The organism is Rhizobium sp. USDA 3886, from assembly GCF_056279785.1.
Genome location: NZ_JBWCDC010000001.1, coordinates 1505193 through 1520467 on the forward strand (window position 1 = coordinate 1505193; position 15275 = coordinate 1520467).

General features: G+C 59.0%; 19 protein-coding genes, 1 other RNA gene and 1 pseudogene. 9 read left to right on the forward strand and 12 right to left on the reverse strand.

Annotated elements, in window-relative coordinates:
* The first annotated feature begins 21 nt into the window (after positions 1-21).
* The gene (locus ACZ9BX_RS07930; RefSeq protein WP_476216949.1) at positions 22-729 is read left to right on the forward strand and encodes an amino acid ABC transporter permease; all 708 of its coding nucleotides are present in this window, start codon (positions 22-24) and stop codon (positions 727-729) included.
* Between the two features lie 19 nt (positions 730-748).
* Positions 749-1441 (forward strand): amino acid ABC transporter permease, encoded by a 693-nt coding sequence (locus ACZ9BX_RS07935; protein ID WP_476216951.1) that lies wholly within the window; start codon positions 749-751, stop codon positions 1439-1441.
* A gap of 216 nt (positions 1442-1657) precedes the next feature.
* Here the strand turns inward: ACZ9BX_RS07935 and ACZ9BX_RS07940 are convergent, their stop codons facing one another.
* The 3 genes from ACZ9BX_RS07940 to ACZ9BX_RS07950 form a co-directional block, all read right to left on the reverse strand.
* Entirely contained in the window at positions 1658-1915 is a 258-nt protein-coding gene (locus tag ACZ9BX_RS07940) for a hypothetical protein (protein ID WP_476216952.1), read from the reverse strand.
* 76 nt (positions 1916-1991) lie between these two features.
* Positions 1992-2270, reverse strand: a complete 279-nt coding sequence (locus ACZ9BX_RS07945) for a hypothetical protein (protein WP_476216954.1) — start codon at positions 2268-2270, stop codon at positions 1992-1994.
* Complete coding sequence (locus ACZ9BX_RS07950; protein ID WP_476216955.1) at positions 2257-2607, reverse strand: hypothetical protein; 351 nt, start codon at positions 2605-2607, stop codon at positions 2257-2259. The genes ACZ9BX_RS07945 and ACZ9BX_RS07950 overlap by 14 nt, the downstream gene beginning before the upstream one ends.
* 292 nt (positions 2608-2899) lie before the next feature.
* On the opposite strand from ACZ9BX_RS07950, the gene ACZ9BX_RS07955 reads away from it, so the two are divergent.
* Positions 2900-4585, forward strand: coding sequence for an adenylate/guanylate cyclase domain-containing protein (locus tag ACZ9BX_RS07955; protein ID WP_476216956.1), 1686 nt, complete (start codon positions 2900-2902; stop codon positions 4583-4585).
* 118 nt (positions 4586-4703) lie between these two features.
* Here ACZ9BX_RS07955 and ACZ9BX_RS07960 read toward each other — a convergent pair.
* Positions 4704-4857 (reverse strand): annotated as a pseudogene (locus tag ACZ9BX_RS07960) (ATP-binding protein); the annotation flags it as partial.
* A gap of 40 nt (positions 4858-4897) precedes the next feature.
* Positions 4898-5809, reverse strand: a complete 912-nt coding sequence (locus ACZ9BX_RS07965; protein ID WP_476216957.1) for a nucleotidyltransferase and HEPN domain-containing protein — start codon at positions 5807-5809, stop codon at positions 4898-4900.
* Between the two features lie 555 nt (positions 5810-6364).
* Between ACZ9BX_RS07965 and ACZ9BX_RS07970 the strand changes: the two genes are divergently transcribed.
* Complete coding sequence (locus ACZ9BX_RS07970) at positions 6365-6940, forward strand: cupin domain-containing protein (protein ID WP_476216959.1); 576 nt, start codon at positions 6365-6367, stop codon at positions 6938-6940.
* On the opposite strand, the gene ACZ9BX_RS07975 is transcribed toward ACZ9BX_RS07970, so the two are convergent.
* The 6 genes from ACZ9BX_RS07975 to ACZ9BX_RS08000 form a co-directional block, all read right to left on the reverse strand.
* The gene (locus ACZ9BX_RS07975; RefSeq protein ID WP_476216960.1) at positions 6925-7173 is read right to left on the reverse strand and encodes a hypothetical protein; all 249 of its coding nucleotides are present in this window, start codon (positions 7171-7173) and stop codon (positions 6925-6927) included. The two genes, ACZ9BX_RS07970 and ACZ9BX_RS07975, sit on opposite strands and share 16 nt — an antisense overlap.
* Before the next feature lie 178 nt (positions 7174-7351).
* Positions 7352-8944, reverse strand: a complete 1593-nt coding sequence (locus tag ACZ9BX_RS07980; protein ID WP_476216962.1) for a DegQ family serine endoprotease — start codon at positions 8942-8944, stop codon at positions 7352-7354.
* A 101-nt stretch (positions 8945-9045) separates the two neighbouring features.
* Positions 9046-9231: a DUF2065 domain-containing protein gene (locus ACZ9BX_RS07985; RefSeq protein ID WP_027508787.1), complete on the reverse strand. Its 186-nt coding sequence runs from the start codon at positions 9229-9231 to the stop codon at positions 9046-9048.
* Between the two features lie 10 nt (positions 9232-9241).
* Positions 9242-10174, reverse strand: coding sequence for a protease modulator HflC (gene hflC, locus ACZ9BX_RS07990; protein WP_476216963.1), 933 nt, complete (start codon positions 10172-10174; stop codon positions 9242-9244).
* A gap of 3 nt (positions 10175-10177) precedes the next feature.
* A complete protein-coding gene (gene hflK / locus ACZ9BX_RS07995; protein ID WP_476216965.1) occupies positions 10178-11254 on the reverse strand; it encodes an FtsH protease activity modulator HflK in 1077 nt (358 codons plus the stop codon).
* Positions 11255-11403: 149 nt separating this feature from the next.
* Positions 11404-11922, reverse strand: a complete 519-nt coding sequence (locus ACZ9BX_RS08000) for a dihydrofolate reductase (RefSeq protein ID WP_476216967.1) — start codon at positions 11920-11922, stop codon at positions 11404-11406.
* Positions 11923-12391: 469 nt separating this feature from the next.
* Here ACZ9BX_RS08000 and ACZ9BX_RS08005 point away from each other — a divergent pair, with 469 nt between their 5' ends.
* Positions 12392-12607, forward strand: a complete 216-nt coding sequence (locus tag ACZ9BX_RS08005; protein ID WP_476216969.1) for a hypothetical protein — start codon at positions 12392-12394, stop codon at positions 12605-12607.
* 11 nt (positions 12608-12618) lie between these two features.
* Here the strand turns inward: ACZ9BX_RS08005 and thyA are convergent, their stop codons facing one another.
* Positions 12619-13536, reverse strand: a complete 918-nt coding sequence (thyA, locus tag ACZ9BX_RS08010; RefSeq protein WP_476216970.1) for a thymidylate synthase — start codon at positions 13534-13536, stop codon at positions 12619-12621.
* Positions 13537-13694: 158 nt separating this feature from the next.
* Between thyA and ssrA the strand changes: the two genes are divergently transcribed.
* The 4 genes from ssrA to ACZ9BX_RS08030 all read left to right on the forward strand — a co-directional run bounded on the left by ssrA (position 13695) and on the right by ACZ9BX_RS08030 (position 15269).
* Positions 13695-14058: a transfer-messenger RNA gene (ssrA, locus tag ACZ9BX_RS08015) on the forward strand.
* Between the two features lie 128 nt (positions 14059-14186).
* Positions 14187-14699, forward strand: coding sequence for an SspB family protein (locus ACZ9BX_RS08020; RefSeq protein WP_086994559.1), 513 nt, complete (start codon positions 14187-14189; stop codon positions 14697-14699).
* Positions 14700-14764: 65 nt separating this feature from the next.
* Positions 14765-14959: a DUF4169 family protein gene (locus tag ACZ9BX_RS08025; RefSeq protein ID WP_476216972.1), complete on the forward strand. Its 195-nt coding sequence runs from the start codon at positions 14765-14767 to the stop codon at positions 14957-14959.
* Between the two features lie 97 nt (positions 14960-15056).
* Positions 15057-15269 (forward strand): ribbon-helix-helix domain-containing protein, encoded by a 213-nt coding sequence (locus tag ACZ9BX_RS08030; RefSeq protein ID WP_476216974.1) that lies wholly within the window; start codon positions 15057-15059, stop codon positions 15267-15269.
* Positions 15270-15275 lie beyond the last annotated feature (6 nt).

Here is a 15275-nt window from a genome sequence, read left to right on the forward strand (position 1 = left end):
TGAAAGAAGGAGTGTTCCGAAGTGGACTTATCCATAACGATCCCAGAGCTGCTATCGGCGCTGCCGCTGACGCTTGCGATCACGTTCACGGCCATGATCGCCGGCTTCGTGCTGGCCTTGATTGCAACGACGTTCCGGGTGCGCAGGACGCCCGTGGTCAGCCAATTTGCCGACCTTTACGTGTCCTATGCCCGCAGCGTCCCCGTCGTGCTCCAGTTGTTCGTCGCCTTTTACGGGCTTCCGTTGGTGGTTGACCTGTTCGATGTCGAGGACTTCGTGTCCCCTAACGTGGCGGCGATGGTCGGCCTCAGCCTCTACCATGGGGGATATCTCTCCGAGGTTCTACGGCCAGCCTATCTCGCTGTAGAACGAGGTCAGCACGACGCCGCGGACAGTCTCGGATACACGTTCCGTCAAAAGATCCTTCGCGTCGTCGGGCCGCAGGCCGTGCATATTGCCCTGCCCGGCTACGGCAACGCGATCATCTACCTGATCCACAACGTCGCGCTCGTCATGTACATCGGGGCCGCGGACGTGATGGCGACCGCCCATCTCGTCATGGAGCGGGACTACAACCAGTACCAGTTTGAGACGTATCTCGTACTGGCGGTGATCTATTCGCTGCTGTGCCTCGTGGCATGGCTCGTCGTCCGCTTCTTCGAAATGCGGAACTCGAAGTTCGCGCCAGCGGCCACGCCGGCCAAGGTTACCATGATGGCAAGCGTCTGATCAAAGAGGAGGTCATCACATGTTCGATTCCGAAGTTCTTCTACCCGATCTCTGGGACATCCTTGGCGCGGTTCCCGTGACGCTCGCCATGGCGCTTGCGATCTTCGTCCTCTCCACGATCGTCGGCAGCCTGTTTGCGATGGTCGAGTATCGGCGGGTATCAGTGCTGCGGGAGCTCGTCGTTGCCTACAAGGTCGCCTTCAAGGGCGTCCCGATGGTAATCGTGATCTTCCTCGCCTACTACGGTCTTCCACCGGCCCTCCAATTCCTGGCCTCGTTGATCGGGATCGAGTTCAACGGTCACGTGACGCCGAACTGGGTCACGCTCATCGTCGCATTGACCACCTGCGTCGCGGCTTTCCAGGCGGAAGTCGTGAAAGGCGCTCTGAACTCCTTTGACACCGGTCAGGCGGACGCGGCCTACTCGTTGGGCTACAAACGCAGCCAATTGTTCCGCCGGGTCATGCTTCCCCAGGTGATCGTAGCGGCAATCCCGGACCTCGCCAACTCGTTCATGGTGATCATGAAGGCGCTCTCTCTTGGGTTTGCCATCGAGGTTGTCGATATCTTTGCGCAGTCGCAACTGACCGCCGCGCTGAATTTCTACTACCTCGAAGCCTTCTTGATCGCGGTCGTCGTCTACATGGTGATCGCCTATATCGTCACACATGGTGCCGACCGGGTGGAAGCGGCCCTTAGGGCGCGGACCTAGGGGAGCCCGCGCGCCGGCATAGCGCACTGGGACGCCCATGCAAATTAGATAACGATATGCTCGCTGCGAAGCTGGAGTAGTCCGAAGGATCGATCGCGAAGCCGCCATGGCGATAAACTGCCAGTCCTGTCCGTTCGGGACGCCCGTCTCGCCTCTCCTCCATCCTTCTATCGGTGGCTGGGACGAACGCGGCCTCGCCTTCAGTTGATTTTCCTGTTACGTTTCGGCTATGACGCTACCAACCACGTAGTTCCTTTCCGCCGGTTCGGCGGGGACAATCAGGGTGACAAGTTCCCTGCGCCCTCTGAAGATCAAGCTATAGAGTTTGTGGACGTGGCGTGGACCACGTTCTTCCTGAACGACTTCCGCATCGGTCCGCTGGAAGAAGCTCCTCTCGAAGCCAACGCTGTCGATGTCGGACATTGCGACGGTGCAGCCTTCCACCGCTTTGCCACCGAGCGTCGCCCTGGTCAACGCGATACGGTTCGCTGTTGCCGCTCGCCGACAAGCCAACCCTCGATCGCCTCCGGGTTTTCCATGGGGGCCAGCGTCAATGCCTACAGGAACAAAAGGTGAAACAAACGAATGTTTGGGGAACCTGGATGCTTGAGCACGAATACACGCTGCTGGGTGGAGTAAGTCGCCTTATCCTGGCAGCACGCTGGCTCCGACGCTTGGTCCGCCCGTCGAGTTTCCACTCCGACGGGTCGACCGTCCTGCCGAATACCTTTTGCAAGCGCTCGATCGCTTCGCCAACCTCGAACATGTCGACGTCGGAGATCACTATCAGATCGACGTCGCTGTCCGGCCGTTCGTTACCGGCGGCCATCGATCCGAAAAAGAAACGCCGTCTCGATTCGATCACGAAACGGCTCCAACTCCCCTGCCACGACGTCAGCCAACCCGAAGGTCTTCATGCAGATCGACCGCAGTTCTTCGTAGATGGGACCGCCTGTATCCATCGAATAAGGAACCTGGTTTCCAAGCGTGGACCTCACCACGATGCCAGATTGCTCAAAAGCCTGGATCACGCGGCGGCGCGCGCCAACTCCAGGCCCGCCAATGGCAACCAACTCGTTCGTTCCAATCAGCCTGTTCGGCTGCAGGATGAGTGCTCGCAGCATCGCCTGCTGGCGCTTGGATATCATGAAGTCGATTGTTGACATGTCGAACCCATTTACAGGCCCGATCAGACCAGTAATTGGATGATTTTCGACCGTCTACGGCGATCGAAGGCCAATCAACCGGCAGCAAAGGCGGTCGGACAGCAGGTCACCAGGATAGAGCGGCCTCAATAACGGGAAGCCGAGGTAACATTTCGGGCTCGGTGCTGTACTCTCCATTTGCTTCTGCGTCAGCATGACATTGACGCCACAAGACTGTACATTTGGTTCGCAGCACTCCTCGTTTCCACGGGAATTGTCGCAGATGCCCTCTTCGCCCACCACCAGACGCCTCATGGCCATTTTGACGGCGGACGTTGTCGGCTACTCGCGCATGATGGAAGCAGACGAAGAAGGAACGCTGGCAAGCGTTAATGTCTTGCAGGAGGAGATACTGAAACCTCGGATCGTCAAGGGTGGTGGCCGGACGATCAAGCTCATGGGTGATGGCCTCCTTTCGATATTCGACAGCCCCGCGGTCGCCGTCTCGACGGCGTTGCAGGTTCAACACCTGCTAGCAAGCGAGGCCGTCGCTACCGTTGGGACTAAACCAGTGAGAATTCGGATTGGTATAAACTTCGCCGAGGTGATGACGACGGATGACGATGTGTTCGGCGATGGCGTCAATGTCGCAGCGCGTCTGGAGCACCATGCGTTACCCGATGGAGTGTGCATCTCAGAAACAACTTACGCCGCCCTACCCGAAGAATTGCAGCAGCTGTTTGCAGACGGAGGACTGCTACGCCTCAAGAATATTTCGAAGCCGGTGCATGCCTGGCACTGGCCTCGAGCTCCTGCAAAAGAGCAGCTGGTCAGAACCGTCGTTGCCGTCCTTCCCTTTCAAAACGCTGCGACAGGCGCAGATGAATTTATGGTGGATGGCTTCACCGAAGACATCATCTCCGGTCTTGCGAGATTCAGGAGCCTGTCCGTCATTGCGGCGTCCTCAGCGTTTGCTTTCCGCGACCGTTCGGAGGATTTAAAGGAGGTTGGACGCAAGCTTGCTGCCACCTATCTCGTTACAGGCAACATGCGTCAGTCGCAAGACGAGGTCCGGATCGCGGTGCGGATGATCCAGGCCGACACGGAGCGATTGGTCTGGTCAGAAAAATATCAACGCCGAGCCTCGGATCTCTTCAGCATTCAGGACGACATCGTGAGAATGATCGTCGCCAATCTAGTGGGGCAGATCGAGAGCGCTGATTATCGAGAGTCCATCCGAAGGCCACCGGCCAGCCTCGCTGCATACGAATTTTATCTGCGAGGGCTAGTGCATCTCAGAGGCTATGAGCCGGACGACAACGTTAAAGCTGTGGAAATGTTCGAAGCTGCCGTTGCGGGCGACGGGGGCTTTGCGCTGGCACACGCACATCTTGCATTGGCCCGGATCGCAGCCAGCGGCTATGCAAACGCACCGGAGGCCGTCCTTCGCGACGGCATCGCGCTCGCACGACATGCCGTAAAGCTGGACGAGGGAGAATCTGGCGCCCATCGTGTGCTTGGGCTTGCGCATCTTTACCTAAAGGACTTTGAGAACTCCGAAAGAGAATTCCGTTTGGCGTATAAGCTTAATCCCAGTGACGCCAATGCTTTGGTACAGCTCGGCGGACTGCTGGCAAGGCGAAATCGTATAGACGAAGCGCTTCCGTGGGTCGAAGAAGGGATGCGGCTCAACCCTTTCCCACCCCACTGGTATCACGCGGTACTGGGAAATCTTCTCTATTTTAAGGGCGACTACGAGCAGGCTTTAGCGGCGCTACGCCGGTTACCGAATCCCGGAAAATACACCAACACTAGGATAGTCGCCTGCTTATCGATGGCGGGTCGCCTTCAAGAAGCTACCACGCTTGCCCAAAGCCTTCGCGAAAAGCATCCGGATCTTACTATCAGTGAATTTCTGGAGCGGGGGATCGTGGTCGAAACTGCCGAACAGACTGCTAAGTTCAGACGAGGCCTGGTGGGAACTGGATTGCCGGAATAGGTACCGTGACCCTTGAAAGGACGTTGAGCCACCTAGAATTTTGATCAGCGCTTGGCCTGCCCGGTGCTGGCCGGGATTGCGGAGGGTTGGCCAAGTGCGGGTGAGAGTCGTCTTCGCTTTAGCCTTGAGAGCGGTTTTTGAAGCGCCATAGGGATTCGTTTCCGGTCTCGACGATCTCGCAGTGATGGGTCAGACGGTCGAGGAGCGTCGCCGAACACTGTCGGCCATTCTCCAAAAGCCGGGCTCGTCGTGACGATGATCGAGGTACGCTGGTCGGATGCCGGCCTTCTCTTCTTATTGCTGGTTTGGTCGTCAGTTTGCGGCGCTTGTCTGCTCCAGTTCGGAAAGACGCTCCTTACACAGCGCCGCGACAATCTGGTGGAGCTGCTCCGTTCGCTCGAGCAACCAGGCTAGCGCTTCTTCGGTGATCTCGAAGTGTTTCGAGTATCGCGCCTTTACATAGGCTTCGTTGAGGATGTTGTACCAGGCGGTATAGCGGTGCTGGTCACGCGGCCAGGCGTCAATGAGCCGGCGGTCCTGGTCTTCGGCCAACCCGCGCAGGAATTTCAGATTGTGCGACGGCGGGCTGTAGTTGGTCAGCGTCAGAAGCAGGCAGGAATAGGCAGTTTCAACCGCTTGGTGGAGCATGAAAGTGGCGAGGGCCAAGTTGGCTTTGCTGAGATAGAACCTACTTCCGTCGGCGAAATCTTTTGCATTAACGAAGTGCTTCGCAAAATGCTCCTTCGCCACCCTATACGCATCGACGGCGGTTAGCTTTTTCGGTTCGGCCAGCGGCCGGTCGTCGAGCTCGTAGAGCACGATGCCCTCGCGCAGGATGTCGACGAAGAAATACTGGCCGTCGGCCAGGAAGTTATTCACCTCCCTGGCACCATGGACGATCAGCCCGACCGGCGTCTTCACATCCTTGTCCCAGAGCAGCCGGTCGGTCGCTTTCTCCCAATATTGTGGCTCCGCCAGCTGCTTGGAATTGACGAGCACCAGGATGTCGTAGTCGGAGCGGTAGCCCTTCATCGTGTGCGGCTCGTCGACCCAGGTGCCGCGCGCGAACGAACCAAAAAGCAGAATCTTTAAGATCCGGCCGCGCTTCTTGAAGGCGGCCGACGTGCCTGACAGCGCATCGGCGAACTCCTCATGGATGATCGCAACGACGCGAGCAAGCTCGCGCTGCTTTTCTTCCGGCAGATGTTCCAGGGACGATCGCATGGGTTCATCGATAGGCCAAAGACGATTCGCCGTCTACTACTGGAAACTATAGGAAGTGCGGCCGCTCGCAAGCCGACGCAATCTGCTGCGGCCTACGGTGGGGCGGAATGATTCCCAGCTATTTCAGGGGCAAGCTGAAGCCAAAGCACGTCCGCTGGTCTCGGAATCGGAATTGTGGTGACGGCTGTCGCTCGTCGCCCACGAGAGTTTTCTCCAATGACTTTTCTGTCCCGCGCTTTTACCCGCCATCTGCGCCGCCTGCGCATTTGACGATGAGGCGAAGCTGGAATGTGCGGCGATCGAGGCTCGTTCAACGGCGTGTCGATGGGACAGGCTGCAGAATGCGGGACTGTCACCATCGCTACTATGAACTGATAGAGTGCCGAGGCTCTTTCGAGCGCCGATGAGGTAATCCTTGCCTAGCCGGCCGGAGTTTAATCACGGGCAGACGGCTCCAGAAACCGGCGTAACGCGGCGCCGATCGTTTCTGGGGATGCCTAAACTCGCTGAATGGAGATCACGCTACCCTGGATAATCCGTGGAAAGGAAACGACAATGAGCGATAGCGACAGCAAAGAGTTCGTTCTTGCAGGCGTCGTCATGAAGCGCCTGCTGTCCGGAGAACAGACCGCGGGGCAGTTCTGCCTCTTCGAAAACAACAGCGGCGGAAACACGCGGACGCCGATCCATGTCCACGCCAGGGACGACGAGACGGTTTACATCATCGAAGGCGAGCTGACCGCGATGATCGGCGGCGAGCCTCGACGCCTAACCGCGGGCGAGAGCATCTTCCTGCCGCGCAGCATTCCGCACCAGCTTATGAACCTGAGCGGCAATCCTTGCAGATACATCCTGATCGGGACGCCTGCGCTGTTCGACCGGTTTCTCGAGGAAGCTGGCCGCGAACGTCAACTCGACGAAGTCGCAGGACCGCCGACAGCCGAGGAGATCAAGCGTCTTCACGAAGCTTCGCCAAGGTTCGGCATCACTTTGCTCGCGGATTGGCCCTCCGCCCAAGTGACACGCCCGCCCTCGCCCTCGAGGGCCGCTGCACTTTCGCCTCAGGGTGAGGTTGACGGTTTACGCTCCGCTCCAAGGGCGGTAGGCAATAGCTGTCAGTGGCTGTTGTAGAGCGGCGGCGACACGTCTTCGGCGGCAAGATCGGGATAAAGCCTAAGCCTGATGCGTTCCAACTCCTCCACGTTCCGCCGCTCCCGCTCCATCACCTCAATCGTTATATTGCGCCATGAAGCGCCGGCCGGCTGGTCCCATACTGTTCCGCCGGATGCAATGAATTCGCAGAAGCTCCTGCCCGATCTGATGCGGCTGGTGATCTCTACGTAGTGGTTGAGACGGTGATCCATGGAAGCCTCTCAAGCTCGTCCATGCCGAACGGTCGCTCTTAAAAATGACGAGATAATGACGCCCGCGCGGACGCCGCTATTCGCCAATCAGCAACAGCTGCGCTTTTTGTCGCCATCCATGGTGCTCATCGCGGAAAACGGATCATCTGCGTCTCTTGCCGCCTCTCGGCAATCCCGCCTATTCCATCGGCACGGCGATGAACCGCAGATCGCCGTTTGCCGAGGCGATCATCAGCTGCGCGTTGCGCCGGCCTTCCTGCTTCAGCGACTGCACCTTCGCCGCGACGGCATCCGGCGACTTCATGAATTCCTGAGCGACCTCGACGATGACATCGCCGGCCTTCAGGCCCTTTTCGGCAGCGGCCGAACCGGGCGCCACCTCCGTCACCACGACGCCGTCCACGCTTTCTGCAATGCCGAAGGTCTTGCGGATCTCGGGGCTGAGCTGCGACAGCGAGAGGCCGAGGACATCCTTCGGCGTCTTGGCATCGGGCGTCACCTGCCCCTGCTGACCGTTCTGGCCATTGCCGGGCGGCGGCGGCGCCTGATCCTGATCCGGCTCGTCCATGTCGTCATTCTCGTTCGGATCCGGGTTGATCACGCCATCCCCCGAAGCATCGTCGGAAGCAGCCTGATCGCTGTCCTCCAGACGGCCGAGCGTCACCTTGACAGTCTGCTCCTTGCCGTCGCGCATCACCACGACATCCACGGCCTTGCCGACAGGGCTTTCGGCCACGACGCGTGGCAGGTCGCGCATCTCGTTAACCGGCTTGCCGTCGAATTTCAGGATGACGTCGCCCGCCTTGATCGAACCGTTATCGACTGGCCCGCCCTTGATGACGCCGGCGACGAGCGCGCCCTTGGCCGTATCGAGACCCAGGCTGTCGGCCACGTCGTCGGTGACCGGCTGGATACGCACGCCGAGCCAGCCGCGGCGCGTTTCCCCAAATTCACGAAGCTGGTTGACCACGCCCGCAGCAAGCTCCGAGGGCACCGAAAAGCCAATACCGATCGAGCCGCCGCTCGGCGAAATGATTGCCGTATTGATGCCGATCACCTCGCCCTTCATGTTGAAGAGCGGGCCGCCGGAATTGCCCTTGTTGATCGCCGCATCCGTCTGGATGAAGTTGTCGTACGGGCCTGCGTTGATGTTGCGGCCCCGGCCCGAAATAATGCCGACGGTCACCGATCCGCCGAAGCCGAACGGATTGCCGATCGCCATGACCCAGTCGCCGATGCGCATGTCGGCGGAATCGCCGAATTTCACGGCCGTCAGCGGCGTCTTCGGCTCGACCTTCAGTACCGAAAGGTCGGTCTTGGTGTCCGTGCCGATCAGCTTCGCTTTCAGCTTGGTTCCATTGGCGAAATTCACCTCGATGTCGTCCGCGCCCTCGATCACGTGGTTGTTGGTGACGATGTAGCCCGATGGATCGATGACGAAACCGGAGCCGAGCGAGCTGACATTATGGTTGCCGCCCGGGCCGCCCTGCTGCTTGTTGAAGAAGTCGTTGAAGAATTCCTGGAACGGCGAGCCGTCCGGTGCGCGCGGTGCCGGGCCGGCGCCCTCATCGCCCTTGACGTTCTGCGAGGTGGAGATGTTCACGACCGCATCGAGAAGCCCTTGAGCAAGATCGGCAACAGAGGCCGGACCATTCAACGGAGGCGTGTTCTGCGCTTCAGCAGCGTCGGTAAGACTAATATTTGCCAGAAGTGCAACCCCGGCCAGGAGCGCGAGCGATCGTCTGAAGGTCGGGCGTGTCGTGGGGGCCATCAAGCTTCCTCTTATGCGGTCAAGCGGCAGTCTGACCATCAACATAGGGCGGAATGATGGAGCGTGAAATCACCTTTTCGAGAAATCCCGTGCAATCTGCGTCAGTGTCTGACGAGCCAGACGAGCGCGACACCAAGCACCACCGCGCCAAGTCCGAAGATGCGAAGCTGGCGCTCGGGAACCATTGGAAGCAGCCGCGCCATCTCGACAAGAAAACGAGGGGCCAGTGCGTAGACCAGCCCCTCGATGATGAGAAAGAATGCGATTCCGGTCAGGAAATCCTGCATCCGAAACGTGTCAGTTTGACGGGGCCAAAGGGGCCGTCGTTTGAGGTGGAGCCGGAGGCGTCGTACCGGCAGGATTGTCGAAATAACGGAAGAATTCCGTATTCGGCGACAGCACCAGCGTTGTATCCTGGGACGACAGAGCTGCGGAATAAGCCGCCATCGAGCGGTAGAACTCGAAGAACGCCGGATTCTTGCCGAAGGAGTCAGCGAAGATGCGGTTGCGTTCCGCATCGCCTTGACCGCGGATGATTTCCGCATCGCGCTGGGCTTCCGCCGTGAATTCGACCACCTGGCGATCGGCGATGGCGCGGCGGCGCTGGCCCTCTTCGGTGCCTTGCGCGCGAAGCAGCTCGGCCTCGGCAAGACGCTCGGCACGCATGCGGCCGTAGGTTTGTGGCGCCACCTGCTGCGTCAGATCGGTCCGGCGGATACGCACGTCCTGGATATTGATGCCGAGATTTTCGGCGTCGCCATGCAGGTCGTCGCGCACTTCAAGCATCATCGCCACGCGCTCGTCCGAAAGGGCGGCATCAAAGTCACGCAGACCGTAGACACGGCGGAGAGACGAATCGAGCTGGGTGCGAAGTCGCGCTTCGGCGGCTTCGCGGTCGCCCGACACCGTCTCGCGGAACTTGCGCACGTCCTTGATGTCGTAGATCACGAAGGCATCGACGTCGAAGGTCGAACCACCGCGAACCTGGACGCGGATATTGTCGAGGTCAAAGCGCAGCGCCTGCTTCTCGACGATCTGAACGCGATCGGCATCCATGAAGGCTAAGGGCAGCTTGAAGTAGATGCCCGGCTCCGTCTTCACCGACTGGATCTGGCCGAAGCGCACGACGATTGCCTGCTCGCGCGCATTGACCACGAAGATCGAGGAATAAACGACGACAAGCACGACGGCGAGCAGAATGATAATAACGGGAAGTCTGTTCGAATTCATGGCTCAACCTCCCTGCCGTGCGGGTTTGCCAATCTCGTTGAGCGGCAGATAGGGAACGATCCCCTGCTTCTCATCGATCACGACTTTCTTGGAATTCTTCAACACCTGTTCCATCGTCTCGAGGAATAGCCGCTTTCGGGTCACTTCGGGAGCCTTCGAATATTCTTCGTTGATGGCAGTGAAGCGCTGCGCCTCACCGTCCGCTTCCTTCACGACACGGTCCTTGTAGGCCGCTGCCGCTTCGCGAATCTGTGCCGCATCGCCTCGTGCCTGGCCAAGCTTCTGGTTGGCGTACTGGTTCGCCTCTTCGACGAGACGCTGCTTGTCCTGTTCGGCGCGCTGCACCTCTTCGAAGGCATCGGCGACATCGCGCGGTGGCGCTACGTCCTGAATTGTGACCGCAGTAACGGCAATGCCCGAATTGTAGCGATCCATCGTGCCCTGCACGATAGCGGCAACTTCCGTCTCGATCGGCTGGCGGTTGTTGCGGAACGCATCCTGGGCCGGCCGCCGGCCGATGATTTCGCGCATGGCGCTTTCGGCGACCTGCTGCAGCGTTTCGGCCGGGTTTTCGACGTTGAAGAGATAGGCCTTCGGGTCGATCACGGTGAAGAAGACCGAGAACTCGACGTTCAGGATGTTCTGGTCGCCGGACAGCATGAGACCCGTCGAAGCCGAGGCGGACGTCGAGCCGATATTCTGCTGCTGCACCGTTACCTTGACGATCTCGACGGTTTCCATCGGCCAGAAGTGGAAATGCAGACCGGGCGTCGAAATCTCTTCCTTCGGCTGGCCGAAGCGAAGCTCGACCCCGCGCTCGTCCGGCTGGACGATATAGATGCACTGGAAAAGCCAGAAGACGACGAGAACCGCGGCGATGATCACCGCAACGCCGCCGTTGAACCCGCCGGGGACGATGTTGCGCAGCTGATCCTGGCCACGCCGGATGATGTCTTCGAGATCGGGAGGCCCGCCCCGGCCGCCGCGTGGACGCTTCGGTCCCTGCCCCCATGGTCCCTGATTGTTACCGCCGCCGCCGCCCCAAGGGCCGCCGCCGCCATTCTGATTGCTCCAGGGCATCAAAACCTCGTTATTTGTTAAACTCCCAATCGCATCGTGCCTGCGGGGGCGGCAGGCCTTAAGCGATTGTGACCGTTATAGGTATCACCGCTGCCGCTTTCAACGCGGCATGAAGAACTTGGCGATGTTTATTGATAAATATTTCGTTTTCAGGCGCTGCGACGCTCATAGATGACGAAGCGGGTCGGATAATTGTCCTTTTCCCCCGCAGGCACGTCGATTGCTTCAACCGCCATCCAGGCGGAGGGGTCGATTGCCGGGAAGGACGTGTCGCCCGCAACTTGGGTTTGCACGTGCGTGACGCACATACGGTCCGCAAGCGCCATTGCCTGTGCATAGATTTCTCCGCCGCCGGCTATGACGATCTCGCTCTGGCCGGCCTCGCGTGCCAGCCTTTCGGCAATGCCGATCGCCTCGGGAAGAGAATGCGCCATCGTCACGTCCGGATGGTCGATCGTCGCGTGCCGGGAAATCACAACATGCGGGCGTCCTGGCAGCGGTTTCCCGAAACTCTCATATGTCTTACGCCCGACCACGATCGGCTTGCCGAGCGTCAACGCCTTGAAGCGCTTGAGATCGGTCGAAAGCCGCCAGGGCATATCGCCGTCGCGGCCGATGACGCCGTTCTCGGCCACCGCAACGACAATTGTCTTTTTGATGTCGGACATGGACTTCCTGAGTTGAAGTAACGGCTTTGTCCACCGGGTCTATCGCCGGGCAGGCCAACAAGCAAGACAAGGCTCGACGAAATGCCGCCCGCGCCTGCGGCACGTCTCAATGCGAGACATCGCATCGCAGCATACGCATTTCGTAAACCACGCCGCATGTTTGGATTTTACTCCAGAAAATGCTACGTTAAGTTGAGATTTATGGGAGACAGATCAGCGCAAAACAATCGGCCGTGCCGCATCGACCTCGTTATCGTCGCGATGGCGGCGGGGCTTTTCGCGTGGGTTGTTACGGGCGGCAAGGCCGGTTCTCCGGTAACGACAGGTCTGGGCACGGCATTCGCCTGGCATTTTATGGGCTTTCCCATCATTCCCGTGAAATTCAGGGAACGCATGCTCGGGCGGCCCGGAAAGCGTCTGTTAACGGCTGTCGGCCTAATCCGGAAAGGATAACGAAAGGCTGGTGCGAATGACGAATGCGATACATCGATTCGATGTCATCTGCGACCCGATGGACCGATGGATCGTCTGGGACCACGTCACGGAGTCACCGGCGTCGTTCGGCGGACGGATTCTCGACGGGCTGGACGAACAGGAGGCATCGAGGCTCGCGGAAGTCATGAACGAGCTTCAAAGACGTCAGCAGACACCTGCCGATCGCGCCGGCAAGCGTCCGGCCCGCTAGGACAAGCGTCGTCAGACGGCGACCGGGGCGTCGATCCGGTCATGCGACTGATATCCTACGACCTCGAAATCGTCGATCCGATAGCCGTCGATCCCGTCGGGCTCGCGCGTCAGCAGCAGCTTGGGGAAAGGCATCGGCTTGCGCGCAAGCTGCTCTTTGGCCTGGTCGAGGTGATTCAGGTAGAGATGCGTATCGCCTCCGACCCAGATGAGTTCACCCCGATCCATCTGCACCTGCTGCGCGACCATCGCAAGGAGCGCCGCCTGCTGGCATATGTTGAAGGGCGCGCCGAGGAAAATATCGCAGGAGCGCTGGTTCACAAGCATGGAAAGCCGGGGCCGGCCGCGGCCGCTCTGCAGTCCGGAAACGTGAAACTGATAGGTCATATGGCACGGCGGAAGCGCCATCTGATCTATCTCGCCCACATTCCAGGCGTGGAACAGCATGCGCCGGCTCATGGGATTGGTCTTGAGGCTATGGATGAGCCCGCCGATCTGATCGTGCTCCACCCCGTTCCGGTCAAGCCACCGCCTCCACTGCTTGCCGTAGACCGGCCCGAGATCGCCCCATTTCGCTGCAAAGGCGTCAACCTCGATAACGCGCTTCTCGAACGCGTCCTGGGATATCTCCTCGCCCGTCGCCTTGCGGTATGCGGCAAGCGGCCAGTCCGTCCATATCTTGACGTTTTCCTTGAGCAGCGACTGAATGTTCGTCTGTCCGGTCAAAAACCAGAGCATCTCCTTCACCGCCGTCTTCCAGAAGACCTTCTTGGTGGTGAAGGCGGGAAAGCTGCCGTCCGAAAGATCGAAGCGCATCATCGCTCCGAACGTCGAAAGTGTGCCCTCGCCGGTGCGGTCCATCCGCCGGTCGCCCTTTTCCAGCAGATGGGCCATGATATCGAGATATTGATATTCAGGATGGCGAAGCATCTGTGTCTCCAATGTGCGGCAGCCTGGGTTGCAGAAAATCCACCCGGCCGCTGCCGATTCCGCTTGGACGAATTTAAGCGCTCCTGCCGCTCAAACCAACTGCGAAGAGGGCTTATCCCGATAATTCTGCTGCCACATGCAACGCTTTTGTGACGTATCCCCTTTTCATGCGCTTCGGAAAACACTATATCACCCTTGCCGGTTTTCGGACCGGCTATGGCGATAAATGAGCGGTGTAATAAACCTATTGGACCCGGGGGCGGTACCCGGCGCCTCCACCAAAAACAGCCGGTTCACGACTGCTTTTGATGGGGGCGAAACAGGATCGACAAGGGTGTAAAGATCGACTTTTTGCTCGGCATGATACCGCCGTTATCGGGTCACAAGTGTAGTTGCAAACGACAACAACGCTAAGGAATACGCTCTCGCTGCCTAACGGCGGTGCGGGAATTCCGCTCTAAGTCCTTTTGGTTAGCACCTTAAGGCGGGGTCCGAAGGCACCTGGCAACAGAAGCCTTCACCTTCTCCCTGCCGCCCAAATCATGTATTGTTTGTGAAGATGACTCGGACACTTTGCCTTTCCCAAGGCCGCCGGACATGGCATATACCCTTGTGAAAAGACTTCCGAACCAAAGAAAGACAGGAATAGTATGGGGCAGGACCACATCCGCTACGACATTTTGGCACAGGACGCGCTGCGTGGCGTGATCCGCAAGGTCTTGTCCGAAGTCGCGACGACGGGCCGCTTGCCCGGCGACCATCATTTCTTCATCACGTTTCTGACCGGCGCACCCGGCGTCCGTATCTCGCAGCATCTGAAATCCAAGTATCCGGAACAGATGACCATCGTGGTCCAGCACCAGTTCTGGGATCTGAAGATCACCGAATCGCTGTTCGAGATCGGCCTTTCCTTCTCCGACGTGCCCGAAAAGCTGGTCATCCCCTTCAATGCCATCCGCGGCTTCTATGATCCTTCGGTCAATTTCGAGCTCGAATTCGACGTGCCGCTGACGGACGGTGAGGAAGTCCCCGCGGGCGAAATCACCGCCTATCCGGTCGCACCCGAGAAAAGCGAAGAAACGCCTGCGGCAAAACCCGCCGAGGGCGACGAGAAGAAGCCGGGATCCGTCGTCTCGCTCGACGCCTTCCGCAAGAAGCAGTAATTACCAAGGGAAGCATCTGCTTCCCTTTTTCATGTGCCCTTTTCCAAGCCGGATGGAGGTAAGCCATGAGCGCCGAGATCATCAATCTCCGCCAGTTCAAGAAAAAGCAGGCCCGTTCCGAAAAGGAAAAACAGGCCGAGCAGAATCGTGGCAGTTTCGGCCGTACCAAGACCGAAAAACAGCTGACCAAAGCACTGAACGAGAAGGCCGAAAAAGCGCACCGCCAGGGCCGGATCGAAAAAGACGAAGGCGGCGAATGACGGCGCATCGAAGCCGAAAAGAACCCGCAATGAATCGCTTGGCGGCGTTTCCTCACTCAACTTGTCAACTCCGCGAAACGGGCCTGCGGAAAGCCTGATGATCCGCAAACATTCCGCCAGCCTGCACGGGCACCGCACCAGCTTCTCGCTGGAAGACGAATTCTGGGCCGAGCTGAAGGCCATCGCCACAGCCCGCACCATTCCGCTCGCGGCCCTCATATCCGAAATCGACGATAACCGTGCGCCGGAAAGCAACCTCTCCTCCGCGTTGCGCATCCATGTCTTGAGCTGGCTGAAAAACCGCAGCTAAGCGGGC

Coding starts and splice junctions, on each gene's coding strand:
- ACZ9BX_RS07975 (WP_476216960.1), bottom strand. CDS start 7,173: ATGGATCACCGTCTCAACCACTACGTAGAGATCACCAGCCGCATCAGA.
- ACZ9BX_RS07980 (WP_476216962.1), bottom strand. CDS start 8,944: ATGGCCCCCACGACACGCCCGACCTTCAGACGATCGCTCGCGCTCCTG.
- ACZ9BX_RS08000 (WP_476216967.1), bottom strand. CDS start 11,922: ATGTCCGACATCAAAAAGACAATTGTCGTTGCGGTGGCCGAGAACGGC.
- thyA (WP_476216970.1), bottom strand. CDS start 13,536: ATGCTTCGCCATCCTGAATATCAATATCTCGATATCATGGCCCATCTG.
- ACZ9BX_RS07945 (WP_476216954.1), bottom strand. CDS start 2,270: ATGGCCGCCGGTAACGAACGGCCGGACAGCGACGTCGATCTGATAGTG.
- ACZ9BX_RS07935 (WP_476216951.1), top strand. CDS start 749: ATGTTCGATTCCGAAGTTCTTCTACCCGATCTCTGGGACATCCTTGGC.
- ACZ9BX_RS07965 (WP_476216957.1), bottom strand. CDS start 5,809: ATGCGATCGTCCCTGGAACATCTGCCGGAAGAAAAGCAGCGCGAGCTT.
- ACZ9BX_RS08020 (WP_086994559.1), top strand. CDS start 14,187: ATGGGGCAGGACCACATCCGCTACGACATTTTGGCACAGGACGCGCTG.
- ACZ9BX_RS08005 (WP_476216969.1), top strand. CDS start 12,392: ATGACGAATGCGATACATCGATTCGATGTCATCTGCGACCCGATGGAC.
- ACZ9BX_RS07985 (WP_027508787.1), bottom strand. CDS start 9,231: ATGCAGGATTTCCTGACCGGAATCGCATTCTTTCTCATCATCGAGGGG.
- ACZ9BX_RS07970 (WP_476216959.1), top strand. CDS start 6,365: ATGAGCGATAGCGACAGCAAAGAGTTCGTTCTTGCAGGCGTCGTCATG.
- ACZ9BX_RS07955 (WP_476216956.1), top strand. CDS start 2,900: ATGGCCATTTTGACGGCGGACGTTGTCGGCTACTCGCGCATGATGGAA.
- hflK (WP_476216965.1), bottom strand. CDS start 11,254: ATGCCCTGGAGCAATCAGAATGGCGGCGGCGGCCCTTGGGGCGGCGGC.
- ACZ9BX_RS08025 (WP_476216972.1), top strand. CDS start 14,765: ATGAGCGCCGAGATCATCAATCTCCGCCAGTTCAAGAAAAAGCAGGCC.
- ACZ9BX_RS08030 (WP_476216974.1), top strand. CDS start 15,057: ATGATCCGCAAACATTCCGCCAGCCTGCACGGGCACCGCACCAGCTTC.
- hflC (WP_476216963.1), bottom strand. CDS start 10,174: ATGAATTCGAACAGACTTCCCGTTATTATCATTCTGCTCGCCGTCGTG.
- ACZ9BX_RS07950 (WP_476216955.1), bottom strand. CDS start 2,607: ATGTCAACAATCGACTTCATGATATCCAAGCGCCAGCAGGCGATGCTG.